The sequence below is a fragment of the Nannocystis sp. RBIL2 genome, assembly GCF_026626745.1.
Classification (GTDB): domain Bacteria; phylum Myxococcota_A; class Polyangia; order Nannocystales; family Nannocystaceae; genus Nannocystis.
Genome location: NZ_JAPNJW010000002.1, coordinates 5,538,228 through 5,559,561, shown reverse-complemented (window position 1 = coordinate 5,559,561; position 21,334 = coordinate 5,538,228). Strand labels below are relative to the sequence as shown.

Genomic DNA, 21,334 nt, shown 5'->3' with positions numbered 1-21,334 from the left:
TGGGGGGAAAGCGACGGCCCTTGCAGTATGATGCCGGGGCCAAAGTCCCCTCCTCGTGTACCACCTGCCCGCATATGTAGCTTTGGAGCGTTGGCTGCTCCAAAAGCGCGTGGCCGTCGTGCTCCCCGGGGGGCCGGAAGGACCGCGGCGGCTCGCGGCAGCCGGGGTCGCGCGGGTGCTGGTGCTGGGCGGCGATTGCCCGGCCGAGCCCGGTCTGGAGGTGTGGTCGGGCCCGCTGGAGCTGTCGCGCCTGCCGCTGCGAGACCGCAGCCTCGACGCCGTGACGTGCATCGAAGGCGGCGTCTCCCACGACCCGACCGCCCGCCACGCGCTCATCCTCGAGGCGAAGCGAGTGTTACGGGACGGTGGCATCCTCGCCCTCGCCGTCGAACCCGACCCGGATCACCTCTGGGAAGTCGAGGACGATCTCCGCGGCGTCTTCGCCCACGTCGGCGCCTTCGCCCAGCTCGAGTGGCAGGGCGTGAGCGTCGCGCCGCTCCTGCCCACCGCCCCCGGCGAGGCGCTGGTGCCGGTCCTGCGCGAGGGCCTGCTCGACGAGCCGCTGCCGATCCAGCGCTACCTCCTGATCGCCTCGCAGTCGGAGCTCGAGGCCCGGCTGCGCGAGTGCATCATCGTGCCGACCGGTCCGGTCGCGCCGCTCACCCCGACGATCGAAGTGGTCGAGGTGACGGTCGCGTCGCCGCTGCCGCTGCCGCCCGAGCCGGAGCCCGCACCGCAGCCCGAACCGGCCGAGAACACCGACTTCGACCTCGTCGCGCTGTTCGCCGCCGAGTCCGCGTCGGCCCTGCTCGGCGGCGTGCCGCAGCCGCGCGCCCACGAGATCTCGGCGCCGTCGCCGATCCCCGAGCCGGAGCCGGCGGCCGCGGCGCTCGAGCCGGAAGTGCCGGAGGCCGTCCAGGTCGACCCGGGCACGCTCGCGGAGCTCGAGCGCCTGCGGGAGATCGTCAACAACTTCTCGGCCGAGCGCGAGAGCCTGCTGGGGCACGCGGTCAAGCTCGCCGGCGAACTCGACCGCACGCGCGAGGAGAAGGCCCGCACCGACGCCGAGCTGCACGCCGCGCGTCAGCGCCTCGAGTCGCTGCAACATGTCCAAGAGGACAGCCGCATGCACTCGCTGGCGATGCTGATGCGCCGGCCCGACGCCGACAACGCGGTCGCCACCCACGAGCTGGTCGACGAGGTCGCGCCGCTCGCCGCCCCGGAGAGCGGCCGGGCCACCGCCGACGCCGCGATCGATCGCAACCGCTTGCGCGAGGAGCTGGCGCGCCGCACCGGCGAGCTGCAAGAGCTCGAGACGCGGGTGCTGCAGCAAGAAGAGGAGATCCGCCGCGAGCACCTCGAGAACGTGCGCCTGGTGACGGACGTCGATCGCCTGCGCGAGCAGGTCGAGCGCAGCCGGGCGATCGAGCAGGACCGCGTGCAGGAGCTCGAGCGCCTCGGCCACGAGCTGCGCAAGCTCGAGGTCGACCACGCCGAGCTGCAAGGCCTCTACAACACGCAAGAGCAGCGGCTGCGCACGCGCGCGGAGGCTGGCGGGGGCGGCGGGGCGGCGACGCCGGCCGACAGCGCGGCGCGGCAGCTCGAGCTCGAGAAGGTCACTGCCCAGCGCGACCAGCTGCGAGCCCGCGAGCGCGCCGCCGCCGACATCGTCCGCCGACGCGACCGCGAGCTGGCCGACGCGACCCGCACGGTCCGCGAGCTGCGGCGCTCGGTCGAAGATCACGCCACGCTCGCGGCCCAGCTGCGCGGCGAGCTGGCGGTCTTGCAGGTCCACATCCAGCGCCTCGAGGAGACCGTCCCGAGCCTGCAGGAGCGCCTGCGCGACCAGCAGCGCAAGACCATCGAGCGCGAGGACGAGGCGGCCGAATTGCAGCGCCGGCTCGAGGAGGGCGTGGCCGAACAGGAGCACCTGCGGGCCCGCCTGCGTCGCCAGCGGCAGGACATGGAGGCGCTCGCCGGGGCCAAGCAGGGCGCCGAGGTCGAGCTGTTCCGCCTGCGCCGCGAGCTCGAGGCCAAGCATCAGGCCATCGATCAGCTGCAGCAGATCGTGTCGCTCGGGGCGAGCCGCATGGGCCAGGCCTCGGGTCCGCTGTCGGACGCCGCGCGCGCCGAGATCCTGACCTTGCGCGGCGAGCTGGCCGACCAGGCCGCCGAACACGCCGAGGCGCTGGCCCGCAGCGAGGCCGAGCATCAGCGGATCGTCGAGCACGAACGGGCCCGCCTGCGCCGCTCTCGCCTCGAGGCCGGCATCCGCGCCGAGGAGATGGAATACATGCTGTTCCAGCTCGACACCGCGGAGCAGAAGATCTGGGAGATGAACGACGCCACCGACCGCTCCGCGGCGCGGTTGGCCGCCGGTCTCGCCCAGCTCGAGAAGCAGAAGGAACAGTACGAGGACCTCGCGGACGAGCTCGACGTCACGCGCAACCTGCTGGTCGAGGCGCAGGCGAAGATCGCCGAGCTCGAGCGCCTCCTCGACAGCGAGCGCGCCCGCCTGGCTCGCGTGTCGCTGGCGCCGGCGACGATCATCGACGGGCCCGACACCAGCGGCAGCTTCGACGTGAACGTCGACGAGCCCGAGCCCGACCCGGAGGACTCGATCGTGGCGCCGGCGATCCGCCGCTACCCCGGCGACCCCGATCCGCTGGCGGGCATCGACCTCGACGACGAGTCCGAGCCGGTCAGCCTGGCGGCGCGCCTGGCGGGCGGCTCGGCGGGGGACTCCGGCGACTTCGACATAGGCTCGCTCGGCAGCGCGGAGGTCTCCAGCCCGGTGTTCCGGCTGCCGTCCGACGTCGACGCCGACTCCGACGACGACATGGATGCGTCGCACACGCGGGTGGTGGTCGTGCCCGACGAGGACGACGAGGACGAGGTGTTCTCGATCGACACCGAGTGGGGCGAGCTCGACGACGACAAGCGTTCGAGCGCCCCCCGCGCCAGCGAGATGACGACCCAGCGGATCGTCATCGAGGTGCTGGAGGACGAGGCCTGGCCCGCCGACGGCGAGATGGAGCCGGAGCTGCAGGCGCTCCTGGCCGTCCGTCCCGACCAGGCGGCCGAAGACGGCAAGACCGGGCCCCTGCCTGTCGCCGAGTCCGGCAAGGCGCAGGGCGACAAGTCCTCGTAGCGCCGGAGCCGGCTCGCGCAGAAGGCGCCCAGAGTCCGGGAGCTTTCGACCTCGATCTTCGCGAAAGTGCTTGACGCCAGACCCGGGTTATCCTAGGTTCCACGCCCGCCGCGAGGATGGCGAAATTGGTAGACGCGCACGGTTCAGGTCCGTGTGTCCCTAGGACGTGGGGGTTCGAGTCCCTTTCCTCGCACTAGAAGGCTGAAGGCCCTGTCACCACCCGGTGACAGGGCCTTCGTCTTTGGTCGCCTGAAGTTTCGAGGCCCGCCGCGCAGGCAGGGGGCCTTCGCTCGGGCCGCACGGTCTCGCCACAAAACGATGTCCCGACGGGCTGCCAGCGCGGGGCGGGCGACCTGTCGGCGACGGCCTGATGCGCTGGTGAGAGCGCCGGGCGGGGTCAGGACTGGCCGAGGACCTCGATGCTCTTGACCGCGATGCTCGGGCCGGACATGTGGATCCCAAAACCCCCGGACTCCACGTTGCCCTCGACCTTCACCCGCGCCCCAGCCTTCACGGAGCACTTGCTCAGGCGGTACACATCGCCCTTGTCGGTGACGAGCTCGTGAAAGCCGCCCTCGAGGTCGTTCTTCCGCACGGTCCCGGTGAAGGTCGCCATGGTCCGCAGTGTACCCGAGACTTCAAGCCACGCCACCGCGCTGTGGCTGCTCGCCGGGCTCGATCCGACCGGCGGGGCCGGCCTGCTGCGCGACAGCTTCACGGCCGCCGCGTGCGCCCCGAGCGTCCCGGTGGCGCGCCTGATCACGGCGTGGACGCGCCAGGGCCACGGCCGACCTGCGACTGCCGAGCCGCGCTCGGTGAGCGCGGTCGTCCGCGAGCTGCGGACGATGCCGCCGCCGCGCGCGATCAAGATCGGCCTGCTGCCGGGAGAACTGGTCGAGGCGGTTCTCGGCGAGGTCGCGTCTCACCGCGTGCCGGTGGTCGTCGACCCGGTGCTCGCGGCCTCCGACGGCGGTGACCTCGGGGCCAGCGCGGACATCTTGCGAGATTGCCTTCGGGACATGTCCGAAGAGACATGGCTCGTCACACCCAACCGGCGCGAGGCGGCCGTGCTCACCGGCTCGACCGAGGACGACCCCGAGCTGGTCCAGCGCACCGCCGACGCGCTCGGTCGCGCCGGGGTCCTGCTCAAAAGCGCGGTGGTCGACGAGCAGCGGGTCCGCGACATCGTCTGTCTCCCGGGACAGGTCCACGTGTTCGAGCGGCCGCGCGTCGCCGGCCCCGACCCGCGCGGCACCGGCTGCGCCCTGGCGACGGCGATCGCCTGCGGCCTGGCGCAGGGCCGCCACATGCTGGCGTGCATCAGCGCCGCGGTGGCCTGGCTCGACGTCGCCCGCACCCGCTGCGTGCCCGGCGTCGACGGCCGCGTCCACCTGCCCGAGCGCGCGCCGCCGCTGGCGTGAGGCCTCAGCTCGCGGCCAGGCCGTTGGCGGCGAGCCACGCCGGGTCGGGCGCGACGCTCTGCAGCACCTCGACGAAGAGGCCGTCCGGCGCCGCCACCTGGAACCGCCGCTGACCCCACGGCTCGGTGACCAGCGGCAGGACGATCTCGAGACCCGCGCGGCGCAGCCGCTCGTGCTCGGCGTCGACGTCCGCGACCAGGAAGGCCAGCAGCGAGCCTGCCACGGGCTTGCCCCGCGTCGCGATCGGCCAGGACTCGTGGTCGCGCTGGACGAAGTCGAGGCTGACGTTGGCGTGGCCGGGGTGCTGGAGGTTGACGTACCAGCCGATGTCGATGCCCAGCTCGAACCCGAAGTGCGCGACGAACCACTGCGCGCTCCGGGTCGGGTTCTCCGCCGCCACCACCACGCCGATCAGACTGAACTGCATCGTTGCCTCTTTTTGAAAAGCGTCAGGCGGCGAGGGAAGCCGGCGCGACGCGAGCCTCGAGGAGGCTACCGCATCTGCGCGGCTTGGCCACCCTCGGATGTCTCCTGTCCTCGGAGACAGCTCGGACCTCGCCGCGGTCTTCAGTCGCTCGCGCGCGTGCGGGCGAGGTTGACCGAGCGCAGTGACGGCAGCGCCAGCAGCGTCGCCGCGCCGTCGGCGGTGACGACCGTGTCGGCGAGGTTGAGCTGCTCGAGCTTGTCCATGCCGCGCAGGTACTGCAGCGACTGGTCGGTGATGAGGGTCGCGTCGAGCCGCAGCACCCGCAGGGCGGTCAGGTCCTTGAGGTGGGCCACGCCGCCGTCGACGACGTCGGTGTGGTCGAGCTCGAGCACCTCGAGCTGCGTCAGCCCGGCCAGGTGGGCGAGCCCGCGGTGCGTCACCTTGGTGTGATGCAGCCGCAGCACCTTGAGCCCGTGCATCCCCGCGAGCGCGCGCAGCCCGTTGTCGGAGATCTGCGTGCGCCCGAGGTCGAGCTCGACCAATCCGATGAGCTCGCCGAGCTCGTCGGCGACGCGGTCGCCGAGGCTCGGGATGTCGAGCACGAGCGTGCGCAGGCCGGCGAGCTCGCCGAGGTGCTGCATCGTCGGGTCGGCCAGCGTCAGCGGCGGCGCCAGCCCGAGCACGAGGGTCCGCAGGTCGGGCAGGCGGCTCAGCGCGAGCAGCCCGTCGGGCCCGAGGTCGCGGCCGCGGATCTCGATCGACTGCAGGCCGAGCTTCGCCAGCTCCTCGAGCCCCGCGCCGGTGATCCGCGACTGCGGCAGCACCAGCCGCCGCAGCCCGGGCTGACGGCCCAGCGCGCGCAGGCCCTTGTCGCCGAGGTTCGGGCAGGCGCACGTGAACTCGGTCAGCGGCAGGTCGCGCACGTACAGCGGGCTGTAGTCGTTGAAGCCGGGGCCGCGCAGCGTCAGCCGCGACAGCCCCGTCAGCGGCTTGAGCTGATGCAGCGAGAAGTTGCCGGCGCGGGTGTCGAGCAGCTTGACGTCGCGCAGCGCGGTCGCGTCGGCGACCTCGAGCAGCGCGTCGTGCCCGGCCCACTGGCCCTCGAGGGTGAGCGCCTGCAGCCCGGCGACGTCGCCGGCGATCGCCGCCAGCCCCGAGTCGGTGGCGAGGTCGCGGAGCACGAGCGACTCGAGCCGCGCGCGCGCCAGCAAGGCCACCGGCTCGGCGCCCTGAGTCACCCGCGCCAGGGTCAGGTCGCGCAGCCGCGGCAGGCTGGCGATCCGGCCCATCACCACGCCGTCGAGCGTGACGTCCGCGAGCTCGAGGCTCTCGACCCCGACGAGCGCGCCGAGGCCCGCGTGGACCGCGTCGAGGCAGCCGGAGATCCGCAGCGTCCGCAGCGCCGGGGTGCGCTCGGCCAGGCGGGTCAGGTCGAGCTCCGCGCAGGCGTGGTCGTAATCGAGGTCGTCGCGCAGCTGGCTGGCCCGCTCGCGTCGGTCCTCCGGCGACAGCGCGAGGTCGAGAGACACCAGCCGACCGAGGTCGAGCTCCGCCAGCTCGCGCGGGTGCGAGACCACCAGCTTCTCCGGCGGCGGCGGCACGCGCTCGGGCTCGGGCGTGGCGACCACGGGCGGCGGGGGGGGCGGGACCCCGGCGGCCGGGGCCGGCGTGGGCGGCGGGGCGCCGCAGCCGAGCAGGCCTGTACCGAGCGCCAGAACGGTGATCAGACGGCAGATTCGCATCATGTCAGGCGGCGAGCCGCAACAGGCGGCGCGCGTTGGCGGTGGTCGTCGCGGCCACCAGCTCGAGCGGCTCACCGCGGGCCGCGGCGACGGCGCGAGCGATGTCTTCGAGGAACGCCGGCTCGTTGCGGGCCGGCCGACGCGACGCCGGGGTCTGGTCGGGCGAGTCGGTCTCGAGCAGCAGCCGGTCGGCCGCGACGGCGCGGGCGGCCAGCACCGGCCGCCGGGCGCCCGGCAACGTGATGGCCCCGGCGAACGAGATCGCGTGACCGCCGCGACAGTACGCCGGCACCATCTCGGCGCTGCCCGAGTAGCTGTGCAGGATCGACGGCGGCAACGGCTGCTCGTCCAGCAGCTCGAGCATGGCCGCGTGGGCCTTCAAACAGTGCAGCAGCAACGGAAGCCCGGTCGCTCGCGCCAGCGCGAAGTGGGCCCGCAGCACCGCGACCTGCCGCTCGCGCGGCACTCCAACCCCGAAGTCGAGGCCACACTCGCCGATCGCCACCAGCCCGGCCGGCGCGGCGCGAATTTGGTCGCTTAATGCGGTCAGGACCGCGGAATCATGCGCGGGGTCGAGCTCCGGGAGGACTTGCGGGTGGATCCCCAGGGCGGTGTGAAAGCGCACGGTCGGCGCAATTTCGCGCAGGTCCGCCGCGGTCTCGAGCAGGTCGGCCCAAGATTCCGGTTCGACACCGGGGATCACGATTGCCGAAATTCCCGCGGCAGCGGCCCGAACAGCGGCAAATCGACGTTCCGCACGATCGCCGAAGCGCGGCATGTCGATGTGCGCGTGGGTGTCGATTAAATTCATACGGTAAATGCCGAGGATACGGTCTTGCGGATTTGACGCACCTGGGGGCTTTTTGTAAAACCCAAAGCCCGTAACGCGACCCCCCCAGTTTGCGACGTACGGGCCCAATTGGGCCAGAAAACAGGGAAGTCCATGTCATCGACACGAATTGAGCGCGTTCTTCGCCACGACGGTATCGTGGCCGTGTTGGACCAAACCGCGGAGCAGTCGCAGGCGGGCGACGCGGCGTGGGTCGGCGAGGAGCGCTGGAAGCCCATCGTGCTCGAAGCGGTGAAGCTGCGGCAGGTGGCGGGCGAAACCGCTGTTCGCATCCTCGTCGGCGAGCACGCGATCCTGGTCGCCGGCGACGAGAAGCACGTGGTGGGCGTCGTCTTCATCAAGGGCCACCCGGTCGTGAAGTCGGTGGTCCGCATGGTCCGCCAGCTCATGCGCCTGCCGGCCAACGCCCTCCCGGCGCTCTAGCACCAAGGCCGCTTCCCGGGCGAAGAACATCGTTCGGGGGCGGCCTAACGCTGGTAACCGGGAAGCTGTGTCGAGCGCGTCCGCGGCAAGCGGGCGCGCTCGCGCCTTTGGGTTACCCTCGCACGCCATGGTCCCCGACCTCCAAGACCTCCGCGCGGCCTTGATCGCGGCCCTCGGCGCCGAGCGCCTGAGCGACGATCCGGCCGACCTCGGCTACTACGGCGCCGACCGATGCCGCGGCGGTTGGCCGGTGCAGCCGTCGTTCATCGTGTTTCCGCGCTCGGCGGCCGACGTCCAGGCGGTCGTCCGCGCGTGTGCCGCTCACGGCGTTCCGATCGTCCCCTCGGGCGGCCGCACCGGCCTCGCGGGGGCAGCCACCGCCACCCGCGGCGAGGTCGTCCTGTCGCTCGAGCGGATGCACCGGATCCTCGAGGTCGACCCGGCGGCCCGCACGCTGCGCTGCGAGGCCGGGGCGACCCTCCAGGCCGTGCAGGACGCGGCGGCCGCCGCCGGCCTCCTTTATCCCGTCGACTACGCCGCCAAGGGCAGCGCCCAGATCGGCGGCAGCCTGGCGACCAACGCCGGGGGGGTGAAGGTGCTGCGTTACGGCCTCACCCGCGACTGGGTGCTCGGCCTCAAGGTCGTCCTCGCCAGCGGCGAGCTGCTCGTGCTCGGCGGGGCCCTGGTCAAGAACAACACCGGTTACGACCTGCGGCAGCTGTTCATCGGCAGCGAGGGCACTCTCGGGGTGATCGTCGAGGTCACCCTCAAGCTGGCGCGGCCGCCGGCCGACAGCCTCGTCGCGCTGTGCGCCGTGCCGTCCGACGCCGAGGTCCTGGCGCTGTTCGCCCGCCTGCGGTGCAGCAGCCTGACGCTGTCGGCCTTCGAGTTCCTCGACCACGGCTGCCTGGGCCACGTCCTCGCCCACCGCAAGGGCGATCCGCCGTTCGCCGAGGCGGCCGCGCGCTACGTGCTGGTCGAGGTCGAGGTGCCGGTGCCCGGGGCGGCGGCGCTCGAGCACACTCGCGACGAGCTCGGCGCCTGCCTCGGCGAGGCGGTCGACGCCGGCGAGGTCGCCGACGCGGTGCTGGCCGCGACGCAGGCCCAGGCCCGCGCGCTGTGGGCCTACCGCGAGGACATCAGCGAGTCGCTCCACCGCCACACCCCGCACAAGGCCGACATCGCCCTGCCGGTCGCCCGCGTCGCCGAGTTCCTGGCCGCCTGGCGTCCCCTCGTCGCCGAGCGCCTGCCCGGCATCGAGGCGCTGTGCTTCGGCCACGTCGGCGACGGCAACCTCCACCTCAACCTGCTGCGCCCCGACGCCGTGGGCCTGCCCGAGTTCCTGGACCGCGTCCACGCCTTCGACGACGAGCTCTACGCCCTCGTCCAGGCCCACGACGGCAGCATCTCCGCCGAGCACGGCGTCGGCCTGCTCAAGCGCGACCACCTGCACTACAGCCGCAACCCCACCGAGGTCGCGCTGATGCGCGGGATCAAGTCGGTCCTCGACCCCGCCGGCCTGCTCAACCCCGGCAAGATCTTCTGAGCATGTGCAAAGGAGCATGCTCTGAAGAGCATGCTCCTCGGGACATGTTCTGAGCGACATGTCCTGAGGTTTTGAGCAACGGAGCGCGAGCGCGAGGGGCTCGCCCGCTCACTGCCCCGGCGGCGGCTCGCTGAGCTCCGGCTTGCCCGCGCCGGGCTCGACGATCTTGGCCTGCTGTTCGGGCGAGAGCGGCTCGTTGAGCAGCACGTCGATGCGGCTGCGGGCCCAGTCGTCGCCGACCACGGAGATCTCGACCCGATACTGGTGTTCGCCGATCTTGAGGCGCGCGCGGTCGTTGAACCACGCCCATCGCCGCACCCCGGCGGCCGGCGCGTCGGTGCGGGGCTCGTCCGGCAGCTCGAGCCCCACGGCCGCCAGCAGCGCCTTGGGGTCGAACGGGCCGGCTCCCTTTTTAAAACCGTCAAAGCCGATCGAGGCCGCGATCCCGTCCTCGTACTCGACGCGGATCCCCGCCCACTCGTCGCCCTTGTCGGCGTAGCGCTGGAGCGCGAAGCTGCAGCGGAAAAAGGTCCGCTCCGGCGCGAAGCGGACGCACGTCGAGCGGGCCATGCCCTTGCCCTGGTGTTCGCCGAAGTTGGCTTCGACCGAGGCGACCGGCTGGCCGAGCAGGGCCGGCAGCGGCAGGCTCACGTCGCTGCGGACCTTGCCGAAGGTCGTCGGCGCCGCGGCCTTGACCTCCGGCGACTTGGCCGGCTCCGCGGCCTTGGCCTCGGTCCTGACCTCCGCCTTGACCTCGGGCTCCGCCCTCTGCGGCCCGGTCGGCTGCGAACAGCCGATCACCGCGAATCCACACGCCCACGTGTAAACCCTCTGGAGCGACGTCACAGCGGGATGATACGCTCTGTTCCGCGCGAGCCTGGCGAAATTGGTAGACGCGCTGGATTTAGGTTCCAGTACCCGCCGGGTGTGTCGGTTCGAGTCCGACGGCTCGCAATTGCCCGACTTGACGCCGCCGGTCCCGCCGGCTAAGGCGTCCCATCGTGATCGGCACGCTCCTCAAGCGCATCACCGTGCACACCCTGGACCGCGTCGTCGAGCGCGGCAAGACCTCGGAGCACGCGCCGGTGCGCATGGCCGCCGCCGGCCTCGATCGCGTGCGTGGGATCGTCGGCCTCGATCGCATCGACATCCGCCTCGAGATCCCCGGCTGGGACGGCGGCACGCCCGACCAGCCGATGTGGCAGACCGACCGCGACAAGCTGCGCAAGTGGCAGCAGGACCGCGGCATCGTCAAGCCCGAGAAGGCCGCCGACGCCAAGCCGGCCGAGCCGGTCCTCGTGATCTACTACAAGCGCGGCTGCCCCTACTGCCGCGCCGCGCTCGACTTGGTGCGCGAGCAGAACCTGCTCGCCAAGACGATCGACTACACCGACAACCACGACCTGCGCACGGCGGTCCGCACCAAGACCGGCCGCCGCACCACGCCGCACGTGTTCATCCGCGAGCAGTGCATCGGCGGCTTCGACGAGCTGCGGGAGCTGCACGAGTCGGGCAAGCTCAAGCAGCTGCTCGCGGACCCGACGGCCGAGCCGGTGGTCGCGGCGATCGTCGGGGGCGACGACGACGAGGACGAGGGCGACGGCCGCGAGCTGACCGCGGCTGCCCTCAAGGCCAGGTTGGCCGAGGGCGGCAAGGTCCTGCTGCTCGACGTGCGCGAGCCGTCGGAGTGGGCGCAGACCGGCGTCCTCGCCGGCGCGCGCACCGTCTCGCTCGGCGAGCTCGAGAAGGTCGACGACCTCGACCCGCAGGGCGTGTGGATCGCCTACTGCCGCTCCGGCCGGCGCTCGCTGCAAGCCGCCGAGATCCTCGGCCGCCGCGGCTTCAAGTCGGTCGTCAGCCTGCGCGGCGGCATCGAGGGCTGGAAGGCCGCCGGCGGCGCGACGGTGCCGTACGAGCCGACCCCCGCCGCTCCCGCCAAGAAGCCGCCCGTCAAGCTGCCGGTGATCCACCCCGAGCGCTCGCCGTTCGAGGCCCTGCTCGAGGACCCGAACGCCGCGGTCGACAGCGAGCCGCTCGAGGGCGAGGCGCTGATCGCCCGCGTCCGCGAAGTGCTCGAGACCTGCCGCCCGCTGGTCCAGGCCGACGGCGGCGACATCGAGCTGCTCGACGTCACCTCCGACACCGTCGGCGTGCGACTGACCGGCAACTGCGTCACCTGCCCGAGTTCGCAGGCGACCCTGAAGCAGGGCATCGAGCGCAAGCTGAAGCAGCAGATCCCGCAAATCAAGGGCATCCGCTCGCCCCAGCTCGCGCCGTAACGCGAGCACGACACGAGCGCGACGCGGCGCCGTACGTCGCGCGCACCCGTGGCGTGAGGCCGAGCCGCGCTGTTCGGCATCGCTTCCCGCGGCGCCCGTACGTCACGCGCCCCCGTGGCGTGAGGCCGAGCCGCGCTGTTCGGCGTCGCTTCCTGAGCGCACCGAAGTCCGTTCCGCCTCGCCTCATTGCCCGTCGTCCTTTCGCGAGCGTCCGCAGCGACCGGAGCCCGTGTCGCGCGAGCAGGCCCCAGCAGAAGCGAGGGGCCGAGCGTCGCACCTGAACAGCAGGCGCCCGCGCCTCGCCGCACAGCAGAGGACGCGAGCTCGACGCGAGGCGCTGACGCCACGAGCGAGCCGCTGCCTCGCAAGACTCAACCCCGCTGCGCCGTTCGGCGATCGGCTCCTCTCGCCCCCGCATCCCAAGCCGTCGTGACGCGCCCGTCACCGAGATCGGCTCATTCCCCTCTTCTTTCCTCTTCGAGTCGCGAGCCGCGCGGCCGCGGGACGGCGATCCTCTTCATGGCGATCGCGGTCGCTCGGCCGCACCGGCTCGCCACGCCGAATTCCCCTCCCGGCGCCCGAGGAATGCAGTTCTGAACCGCGCCTTCGCGCGCGCGAAAGCGCCCAATTCTCACCCCGTGGTCAGGGGTTATTAAACCCCGGCTCGGGACGGGCCCGTGGGTCCTTTCGCCCCGTGGTGTGCTTTCTTGCCGGGATTTGGGAAGTGTGCAGGATTCTTCCCGGTTGACTGACACCTGTGTCACTGACGACACTGTCAGCCAACTTTTACCGCCCGGCAGGACCCAGATGGCGACCACGACGACGACCCCGACCTCGCAACGCACCTCGCTCAAGATCCTCTCGCAGCCGCAGGTGAAGTCGCTCCTCGATGAAGCGCAGCAGAAGTTCGCCCAGGAGGAGGGCGTGAGCTTCGGCGGCGTCAACATGCACTTCAAGAAGCCGTTCGAGCACACGTTCACGGCGCCGCAGCGGCCGCACACCACGCTCCTGTTCGGCGGTCTGACCTTCCGCCACGAGCACCTGCTGAAGGGCGTGTTCGAGTCGCTGGGCTACAAGACCGCCGTCGTGCCGACGCCGAACGTCGACGCGTTCCAGCTCGGCAAGGAGTACGGCAACAACGGCCAGTGCAACCCGACCTACTTCACGGTCGGCAACCTCGTGCAGTACCTGCAGCACCTGCGCGACAAGCAGGGCATGAGCGTGCAGGAGATCATCGACTCGCACGTGTTCTTGACCGCGGGCGCGTGCGGTCCGTGCCGCTTCGGCATGTACGAGGCCGAGTACCGGCTGGCGCTGCGCAACGCCGGGTTCGACGGCTTCCGCGTCATGCTGTTCCAGCAGAAGGGCGGGCTCAAGCAGGGCGACCTCGAGGCCGGCTTGAAGATGAACCTCGACTTCTTCGCCGGCATGGTCTCGGCGTTCAACTGCGGCGACATCCTGAGCGAGGTCGCCAACTGCATCCGCGCCTACGAGACCACCCCCGGCGCCACCGACAAGGCCGCGAGCGAGTCGCTCGAGTTCATGTACCGGGTCATGAAGCGCAAGCAGCCGGCCGAGCTCGCGGGCACCACCGTCGGCGACCTGCTCAAGGGCAAGAACTCCAAGGCGTTCGACATCGCCGAGCAGGCGGTCAAGTTCCTCGACCTGCTGACCAGCGAGGACTACATCGAGCCGCTGCGGCACGTCGCGCGCAAGTTCGACGAGGTCGAGGTCGACCGCCTGCAGCCCAAGCCGATCGTCAAGGTCACCGGCGAGTTCTGGGCTCAGACCACCGAGGGCGACGGCAACTTCAACATGTTCCGCTTCCTCCACAGCGAGGGCGCCGAGGTCATCACCGAGCCGATCGCCACCTGGCTGGCGTACATGCTGTGGCAGACCAAGATCAAGGCGCGCGACCGCCACGGCCTCGTCGAGAAGGCCGACGAGGTCAAGTGGTACGAGCTCGGCAAGCGGGCCCAGCTCGAGGTCGGCTACATGAAGAAGCGGGCGATCGCCAAGGTCGCCGACACCATCTTCCGCCGCGAGTACAGCCGCATGGTCGAGGCGCTCGGCCACATCGCCCACGAGATCGTCGACATGGACGAGATGGAGCGGCTGGGCCACGGCTTCTACCACACCCGCTCCGAGGGCGGCGAAGGCCACCTCGAGGTGTCGAAGAACATCTACTACTCGCACAAGGGCCTCGCCCACATGGTGCTGAGCCTCAAGCCGTTCGGCTGCATGCCCAGCACCCAGTCCGACGGCGCTCAGTCGGCGGTCGTCAACCGCTACAAGGAGATGATCTTCCTGCCCATCGAGACCTCCGGCGAGGGCGAGATCAACGCCCACAGCCGTGTCCAGATGGCGCTCGGCGAGGCCAAGGCCAAGGCCAAGCGCGAGTTCGCCGAGGTCCTCTCCGGCCTCCCGTACAGCCTCGAGGAGCTCAAGGCCTACGTCGACGCTCACCCCGAGATGAAGCGGCCGATGTACCAGTTCCCGCGGCAAAACCCGCGCGTGGTCGGCACCGGCGCCAACTTCGCCCTGCACGTCGCCGAGCGCATGCAGGCCGACGGCGTCAAGCCCAAGCAGGACCGCGTCGCCGCCGAGTGAGGCTGCCTCTCGCGCCAGGTCCTTCTCGCCAGGTCTTCAGGAACAGGAACTTCAGAACATGTCCCAGCTCAAGTACATCGTCGGCGTCGATCTCGGGTCGACCACGGTCAAGGCAGTCGTCGTCGAGGCGGCCACGGACACGATCGTGTGGAAGGACTACCAGCGCCACGAGAGCAAGCAGGCCGACCGCGCGCTGAAGATGTTCAAGGAGATCGAGGAGGCCGTCGGCGACCTCCGCGGCAACGCGCGAATGTTCATCACCGGCTCGGGCGGCGCGACCGTCGGCCGGTGGGTCGGCGCCAAGTTCGTGCAGGAGGTCAACGCCGTCTCGCTGGCGGTCGAGAAGCTGCACCCCGAGGTCAACTCGGTCATCGAGCTCGGCGGCCAGGACGCCAAGATCATCATCTTCAAGCCCGACCCGGAGACCGGCCGCAAGAAGAAGATCCCGTCGATGAACGACAAGTGCGCCGGCGGGACCGGGGCGGTGATCGACAAGATCAACGCGAAGCTGAAGATCCCGGCCGACCTGCTGTGCCAGCAGGGCTACGTCGGCCACAAGCTGCACCCCGTGGCCGGCAAGTGCGGCGTGTTCGCCGAGACCGACGTCAACGGCCTGCAGAAGCTCGGCGTGCCGGCCGACGAGCTGATGGCGTCGCTGTTCGAGGCGATCGTGCAGCAGAACCTGTCGGTGCTGACGCGCGGCCACACCCTGATGCCGCACGTGCTGCTGCTCGGCGGCCCGAACACGTACATCAAGGGCATGGTCGAGGCGTGGAAGGCCAACATCCCGCCGATCTGGCACGAGCGCAACGTGCCGCTGCCGGAGGGCGTCGACCCGGCCGACCTCATCATCGTGCCGCAGAACGCCCAGTACTACGCGGCGATGGGCGCGGTCGAGTTCGGCAAGGACGAGGACGAGCGCGTCGGCGTCTATCAGGGCACCGAGAAGCTGCACTGGTACCTCACCGAGGGCCGCCTGCTCGAGAAGAAGAAGGCCGGCGCGGCGGGCTTGTCGAAGGACGAGGCCGACCTCGAAGAGTTCATGACCAAGTACCGGCCGCCGAAGTTCGTGCCGAAGGAGTTCACCCCGGGCGAGGACGTGCGGGTATTCATCGGCATCGACGGCGGCTCGACCTCGTCGAAGGCAGTCATGCTCAACGAGCAGGGCGAGGTGATCCGCAAGGTCTACCAGCTCTCGAAGGGCAACCCGATCGTCGACACCAAGGAGCTGCTGGCCGACCTGCGCCAGCAGGTCGAGGGGGCAGGCTGCACCCTGACCGTGCTCGGCGTCGGCACCACCGGCTACGCCAAGGACATCCTGCGCGACACCCTGCGCGCCGACGCGGCGATCGTCGAGACCGTGGCGCACTGCGAGAGCGCGCTGCACTTCTACGACAACGTCGACGTCGTGTGCGACGTCGGCGGGCAGGACATCAAGATCATCATCCTGAAGAACGGGAAGGTGAAGGACTTCAAGCTCAACACCCAGTGCTCGGCCGGCAACGGCTACTTCCTGCAGAGCACGGCCGAGGGCTTCGGCATCGACGTCAAGCAGTACGCCCAGCGGGCCTTCGGCGCCCAGGCGATGCCGACCTTCGGCTACGGCTGCGCCGTGTTCATGCAGTCCGACATCGTCGACTTCCAGCGTCAGGGCTGGGCCCCCGAGGAGATCATGGCCGGCCTCGCCGCCGTGCTGCCCAAGAACATCTGGTTGTACGTCAGCCAGATCCCCAACCTCGCCAAGCTCGGCAGCAAGTTCATCCTCCAGGGCGGCACCCAGCACAACCTCGCCGCGGTCAAGGCCCAGGTCGACTTCATCCAGGAGCGCTTCAAGTCGAAGGGCACCGAGGCGCAGGTCATCGTCCACCAGCACTGCGGCGAGTCGGGGGCGATCGGCGCGGCGCTCGAGGTGCGGCGCATGGTTCAGCAGCTCGAGCACACGACCGAGTGGATCGGCATCGACAAGGTCGCCAGCATCGACTTCTCGCAGCGGCGCGACGAGAGCACCCGCTGCTACTTCTGCAAGAACAAGTGCCTGCGCACCTTCATCGACGTCGACCTCGAGATGAAGCAGCAGGAGGCCGAGAAGCGGATGGCGCTGGGTCAGCTGCTGAAGATCCGCAAGCGCGAGGACAAGCCCGACGAGGCCGTCGGCACCAAGCGGCTGATCATCGCCACCTGCGAGAAGGGCGAGGTCGAAGACCTCGACTCGATGAAGAAGATCAAGGGCGGCCTCGACCAGCTCAAGAAGAACTACCCGAACCTCGCCGCCAAGGCCGCGAAGGACATCTGGGACGCCCAGAACCCGCCCAACGTGGCCGACAGCATCGACGACGTCGGCCTCGGCCTGAGCGAGCACCTCGACCTGCCGCCGCAGCTGGCGGAGCACCAGGACAAGGTCGACGGCCTGCTGCGCAAGCTGAACCGCAGCCCGAAGGTCGCCGAGCTGCTCGGCAAGGCCGCGGGCACGCTCGAGAAGGTCGCGGAGAAGGTCGGCAAGGCCGCGCCGCTGGCCGCGGTCACGCGCGAGACGCTGGCCGCCCAGCAGCAGCGGATCGCGCTGATGAAGAAGCGGGCGACGCTGCGGATCGGCATCCCGCGGGTGCTGAACCAGTACTCGCAGAACCCGTTCTTCAGCGCCTACTTCGAGGCGCTCGGGGTCCCGGCGAGGAACATCGTCTATTCCGACTTCACCTCCGAGGAGCTCTACAAGGAGGGCGCCAAGCGCGGCGCGATCGACCCGTGCTTCCCGTCGAAGGTGTGCATCGCCCACATGCACAACCTGGTCGAGACCAAGCACAAGAAGCGCCCGCTCGACGTGATCGTGTTCCCGCAGGTCGACTCGATGGAGACCTGGCTGTCGGGCACGGTCGGCTCGCGCGCGTGCCCGACGGTGGTCGGCTCGGCCGACACGACCAAGGCCGCCTTCATCAAGGAGGCCGACGTGTTCGCCCAGAAGGGCATCAAGCTGGTCGTGCCGTTCGTGCAGATGGCCGAGCGCAAGCTGTGCAAGAAGCAGATGTTCGAGTACTTCAAGGACGTGCTCGGGCTGTCCGAGGAGGAGAACGCCCGCGCGGTCGAGGAGGCGTTCAAGGCCCAGGACGGCTTCTTCGTCGGCCACCGCGCCGACGGGCGCAAGGTGCTGAAGTGGCTCGAGCAGGAGCAGCGGATCGGCGTGGTCCTGCTGGCCCGCCCGTACCACAACGACCCGGGCATGAACCACGAGATCCCGGACGAGCTGCAGAAGCTCGGCTACCCGATCTTCACCGTGCAGTCGCTGCCGCTCGACGAGGACATCGTCCAGCCGCTGTTCCAGCCGGACATCGACGCGGGCTTCATCAAGGACCCGTTCGACATCACCGACGTGTGGAAGAACAGCTACAGCGAGAACACCAACCAGAAGGTGTGGGCCGCCAAGTTCACGGCGCGCCACCCCAACCTGGTCGCGCTCGAGCTGTCGAGCTTCAAGTGCGGCCACGACGCGCCGATCTACACGGTGATCGAGGAGATCATCGAGAACTCCGGCACGCCGTACTTCTCGTTCAAGGACATCGACGAGAACAAGCCGACCGGGTCGATCAAGATCCGCATCGAGACCATCGGCTACTTCCTCAAGCGCTACCAGGAGGACATGCGCCGCCAGCTGGCCAAGAAGCAGCGCGTGCAGGAGCGCCTCGAGGAGTACCAGGCCGAGCTGCTGCGCCGCATCGAGTCGGCCCAGGAGCGCCTGGCGGCCGAGCAGGCGCAAAAGCCCGACGTGGTGCTGCAGGCGGCCGGCCTGCTGCCGCGCCCGACCGCCGGCGGTGTGCCGGCCGGCGCGCACCTCGACAAGAAGGGCTGACCTGAAGGACAGGTAAGCGTTGCGACGACCTCCCGCGCGGAGGTCGTCGCTTTTTGCGTGGGTCGGGCGGATGACGGGGCCCGAGCGCGTCGAGCGAGATCTGGAGAGCCTGTCCTGCGGGCCAGGTTTGTGTCCATCGCCGGCGACGCGTTGACGGCTCGGAGGTCGCGTGTCACCCTGGATGTGTTATGGTTGACGTCGATGGTGGTAGCGCTGGGCGTCCTGTACGCCGCCCGGCCCGCGGACGCGCTGTCGTGCGGCGGCGGCCCGTGGTGGAGCGGCGGCGGGTCCGAAGTCCTGGGTGAGACCGACGGCGACGGCGACGGCGAGGACGACTGGACCGTCAGCGCGCCCGCGGAGCCGGTGCCGGTCGACGCCCGCTTGTGGCAGTTCTTCAGCTGCTACTCCGAGCTCGTGCCGTGCAGCTTCGCCTCCGAGGCGCACACGGTGGAGGTCGATCGCGTGCAGAGCTCGGAGTGCACGCGAGAGGGCCACCACGGCCGGATCGTCGAGCTGGTCCCGCGCGAGCCGCTGTGGCCCGACCACACCTACGTGAACGGCTGCGCCTCCAGCGAGCAGAGCTTCACCACCCGGGAGGGTCCAGCCGCGGCTCCCGAGACGGTGCGCGTCGCGGCCATCGGGCTCGACCGTCAGTCCGACTTCCCGTGCAGCAGCGGCGACCGGCTCGACCTCGAGCTCGCGGACCTCGACGCCGCCTACCTGCGCGAGGGCGGGCGCATCGAGCTCGCCTATCCCGAAGGACATGTCCTTCCGGTCACCCAAAAGACCCTCTCCTTCGTCGACGATTTCCCCGAGACCGACGGCCCGATCACGCTGACTCCGGTCGCGGTCGACGGCACCCGCGGCGAGGCGGTCAGGGTCGAGGAGATCCGCTTCAACCAGGCGGTGTTGGTGCTGTGCGCCGTCGCCGAGCCGGGACCCTGGCACGCGCTGTGGGTCGTGGGACCGTTGCTGTGGCTGGCCGGCCGGCGCCGGAGGTCGGCGTGAGCGCCGTGGTCTTGGCGGCCCGGTTGCTCGTCGGGCCGGCCGAATCGGTGGAGGTGGCGACGCCGCCCGCAGCACCTGCGAACGAGTCGACCGAGGCGGCGGTCGTACCGGCGCCTGCGGCTTCGCCGGCGTCCGCGAGCGGGCAGCCGGGTGAGCCGTTGCCGGCGGATTCACGGCCGAGCGCGCCCGCAGCCGCGACGACCCCCGTGGTTCACGCCGCGCCGACGCCGGACCCTGCGGCCGTGCAGCGCGGGCGGTTCGTCTACGCCTGGTGGATCGGGCTGAACCTCGGCATCAGCCCGATCCCCTCGTTCAGCCCCGCGACCGTGTTCCTCGGCGGGCGCACGCGGGGTCCGTGGGCCGTGGGCTATCAGATCGGCCTGTCGCTCGGCGGGGCGGAGCGTTACTTCGGCGAGGGGGCGATCCCCGTGGCGCACCGCCACCACGTCACCGGCATGCGCAGCTTCGGTCGCAACCGACGGGGACTGGTAGCAGTCGGCGGCGGCGCGGCGTTCGTGTGGCCGCTCAGCCCGGTGGTCGAGGCGGAGACGCGGGTCGCGGTGCGCTTCGAGTCGGGCCGCTGGCACTTCGGCGGCCTGGTCCGGCTCGGCTGGGACATCGGCCACCGCGAGTACGCCCCGATGCCGCAGTTCGGCCTGTTCATCGGCACGACCAGCCTATAATGAGCCGTCTGATCGGGCATGTCCGAAAGAGCATGCCCTCCGGTACATGTCTCAAGCGCCAGCCGGTAGGCGGTTCTCGGGCACCGCGACCATGCGCCACTTGACGCGGGTCTGGTTAAAATGGCCATGGACGTCGGGGTCGTTGTCGAGGGCCTGGACGTTGCCGTCCTCGTCGATCGCGCGCGCGCCGATCTTGTAGGTGCCGGGGCCGGGCGGCTGCCAGTGGAACTGGAACACCGACCAGGCGCCGTCGACCTCGCCGGAGGCGAGGCGGGCGTCGCGGGCGACCTGCTCGCGGATCGGCTGCAGGCGGGCGGGCTGCCACGACAGGCCGCCGTCGGTGCTGACCTCGACGGCGGCGACCGGGCGCTCGCCGCCCCACGCCGCGCCGAGCAGCAGCCAGCCGCCGCCCTGGGCCGCGCGGCAGTCGGAGATGATCGACTTGAGGCCGATCCAGCGCGCCTGCACGCGCACCCACTTGCCGCCGCGCCGCTCCTTGTTGGTGAACACGAAGCGGTTGTGGATGCCCATGTGCGGGCTCGTCTTGCCCTCGATGTGGCTGAGCCACTTGACGTGCGACATCGAGTAGATGCGCGGCACGATGAGGCGCGACGGGAAGCCGTGGCGGCGCGACAGCGGCTCGCCGTTCATCGTCACGGCGACGATCGCCCGCGCGCGCGTGAGCTCGTCGAGCGACAGCCCGTAGTGGTAGCCGCGCTTGAGGAGACCGAGGTCGTCGAGGCCGTGGCAGGCGAAGTGGGTGGCCGGCCCCGGCCCGCCGCACAGCTCGAGCAGGCTGGCGAAGCTCGGGCCCTCCCACACGGCCTGACCGCACAGGCCGGCCGAGCCCTGGAGGTGGTTGCCGTTGCCGGCGCACTCCTGCACGCACACGCGGGTCTCGCGGGGCAGGGCGAGCAGCTCGGGCAGGGTCAGCACGCGCGGGGTCGCGACGCCGGTGATCTGCAGGCGGTAGGTCTCGGGGTCGACGGCCGGGTGGACGTGGCGGTCGCGGCGAAAGTAACCGGAGGTGGGTGTGACGATCTGGGACAGCTGGGCAGGCTTGTTCTCCTCCATGCTCACCAGTCGCAGCAGCGCGCGCGCGAGCCGGCGGCCGAACCAGGTCGGCATGCCGTCGACAGGCCGCAGCTCGAGCGAAGCCCCCTCCGGCGCGAGCGCTTCGGTGGCTTCGGGGAAGTCGTGTACGCGGAGAGTGTCGCCGTCCGTCATCGGAACGCCGTCACGCTAGCCCGGCCCCCGCCCGCGAGCAACGCAGCGGGCGACGCGACGAGCGTCCGGGCATGTGTCCAAGGACACGGCCGCCGTGGTAAAAGGGGTGCGCACCGATCCACGCAG

Annotated in this window: 15 protein-coding genes and 2 tRNA genes; 11 read left to right on the top strand and 6 right to left on the bottom strand. The window is 70.6% G+C overall.

Translation table 11 applies throughout. The annotated features are described in order from the left end of the window. Positions 1–109: 109 nt before the first annotated feature. Positions 110–3,151, top strand: coding sequence for a hypothetical protein (locus OV090_RS46900; protein ID WP_267711586.1), 3,042 nt, complete (start codon positions 110–112; stop codon positions 3,149–3,151). A 110-nt stretch (positions 3,152–3,261) separates the two neighbouring features. Then, a tRNA-Leu gene (locus OV090_RS46895) sits at positions 3,262–3,344 on the top strand. Between the two features lie 204 nt (positions 3,345–3,548). Here the strand turns inward: OV090_RS46895 and OV090_RS46890 are convergent. Continuing rightward, positions 3,549–3,767: a DUF5818 domain-containing protein gene (locus OV090_RS46890; protein ID WP_267711584.1), complete on the bottom strand. Its 219-nt coding sequence runs from the start codon at positions 3,765–3,767 to the stop codon at positions 3,549–3,551. Between OV090_RS46890 and OV090_RS46885 the strand changes: the two genes are divergently transcribed. After that, positions 3,766–4,572, top strand: coding sequence for a PfkB family carbohydrate kinase (locus OV090_RS46885; protein WP_267711583.1), 807 nt, complete (start codon positions 3,766–3,768; stop codon positions 4,570–4,572). The genes OV090_RS46890 and OV090_RS46885 overlap by 2 nt on opposite strands. Positions 4,573–4,576: 4 nt before the next feature. Here the strand turns inward: OV090_RS46885 and OV090_RS46880 are convergent, their stop codons facing one another. The 3 genes from OV090_RS46880 to OV090_RS46870 all read right to left on the bottom strand — a co-directional run bounded on the left by OV090_RS46880 (position 4,577) and on the right by OV090_RS46870 (position 7,660). Beyond that, complete coding sequence (locus tag OV090_RS46880) at positions 4,577–4,999, bottom strand: VOC family protein (RefSeq protein ID WP_267711581.1); 423 nt, start codon at positions 4,997–4,999, stop codon at positions 4,577–4,579. A gap of 140 nt (positions 5,000–5,139) precedes the next feature. After that, entirely contained in the window at positions 5,140–6,744 is a 1,605-nt protein-coding gene (locus OV090_RS46875; protein WP_267711580.1) for a hypothetical protein, read from the bottom strand. A 1-nt stretch (position 6,745) separates the two neighbouring features. Further along, the gene (locus tag OV090_RS46870) at positions 6,746–7,660 is read right to left on the bottom strand and encodes a TatD family hydrolase (RefSeq protein ID WP_267711579.1); all 915 of its coding nucleotides are present in this window, start codon (positions 7,658–7,660) and stop codon (positions 6,746–6,748) included. 75 nt (positions 7,661–7,735) lie between these two features. On the opposite strand from OV090_RS46870, the gene OV090_RS46865 reads away from it, so the two are divergent. Next, positions 7,736–8,014, top strand: coding sequence for a hypothetical protein (locus OV090_RS46865; RefSeq protein ID WP_267711578.1), 279 nt, complete (start codon positions 7,736–7,738; stop codon positions 8,012–8,014). A 127-nt stretch (positions 8,015–8,141) separates the two neighbouring features. After that, complete coding sequence (locus tag OV090_RS46860; protein WP_267711577.1) at positions 8,142–9,560, top strand: FAD-binding oxidoreductase; 1,419 nt, start codon at positions 8,142–8,144, stop codon at positions 9,558–9,560. Positions 9,561–9,668: 108 nt separating this feature from the next. Here the strand turns inward: OV090_RS46860 and OV090_RS46855 are convergent, their stop codons facing one another. Beyond that, positions 9,669–10,406 carry a hypothetical protein gene (locus tag OV090_RS46855; RefSeq protein WP_267711576.1) on the bottom strand — a complete coding sequence of 246 codons (738 nt, stop codon included), beginning with the start codon at positions 10,404–10,406 and terminating at the stop codon, positions 9,669–9,671. 25 nt (positions 10,407–10,431) lie between these two features. Here OV090_RS46855 and OV090_RS46850 point away from each other — a divergent pair. The 6 genes from OV090_RS46850 (at position 10,432) to OV090_RS46825 (ending at position 19,981) form a co-directional block, all read left to right on the top strand. Then, positions 10,432–10,514, top strand: a tRNA-Leu gene (locus OV090_RS46850). A 47-nt stretch (positions 10,515–10,561) separates the two neighbouring features. Continuing rightward, positions 10,562–11,839, top strand: coding sequence for a NifU family protein (locus tag OV090_RS46845; protein ID WP_267711575.1), 1,278 nt, complete (start codon positions 10,562–10,564; stop codon positions 11,837–11,839). A gap of 807 nt (positions 11,840–12,646) precedes the next feature. After that, positions 12,647–14,449 (top strand): 2-hydroxyglutaryl-CoA dehydratase, encoded by a 1,803-nt coding sequence (locus OV090_RS46840; protein ID WP_267711574.1) that lies wholly within the window; start codon positions 12,647–12,649, stop codon positions 14,447–14,449. Positions 14,450–14,507: 58 nt separating this feature from the next. Then, positions 14,508–18,290 (top strand): BadF/BadG/BcrA/BcrD ATPase family protein, encoded by a 3,783-nt coding sequence (locus tag OV090_RS46835; protein WP_267711573.1) that lies wholly within the window; start codon positions 14,508–14,510, stop codon positions 18,288–18,290. Between the two features lie 201 nt (positions 18,291–18,491). Next, positions 18,492–19,298 carry a hypothetical protein gene (locus OV090_RS46830; protein ID WP_267711572.1) on the top strand — a complete coding sequence of 269 codons (807 nt, stop codon included), beginning with the start codon at positions 18,492–18,494 and terminating at the stop codon, positions 19,296–19,298. A gap of 242 nt (positions 19,299–19,540) precedes the next feature. Then, positions 19,541–19,981, top strand: coding sequence for a hypothetical protein (locus tag OV090_RS46825; RefSeq protein ID WP_267711571.1), 441 nt, complete (start codon positions 19,541–19,543; stop codon positions 19,979–19,981). A 51-nt stretch (positions 19,982–20,032) separates the two neighbouring features. Here the strand turns inward: OV090_RS46825 and OV090_RS46820 are convergent, their stop codons facing one another. After that, the gene (locus OV090_RS46820; protein ID WP_267711570.1) at positions 20,033–21,208 is read right to left on the bottom strand and encodes a molybdopterin-dependent oxidoreductase; all 1,176 of its coding nucleotides are present in this window, start codon (positions 21,206–21,208) and stop codon (positions 20,033–20,035) included. Positions 21,209–21,334: the final 126 nt, after the last annotated feature.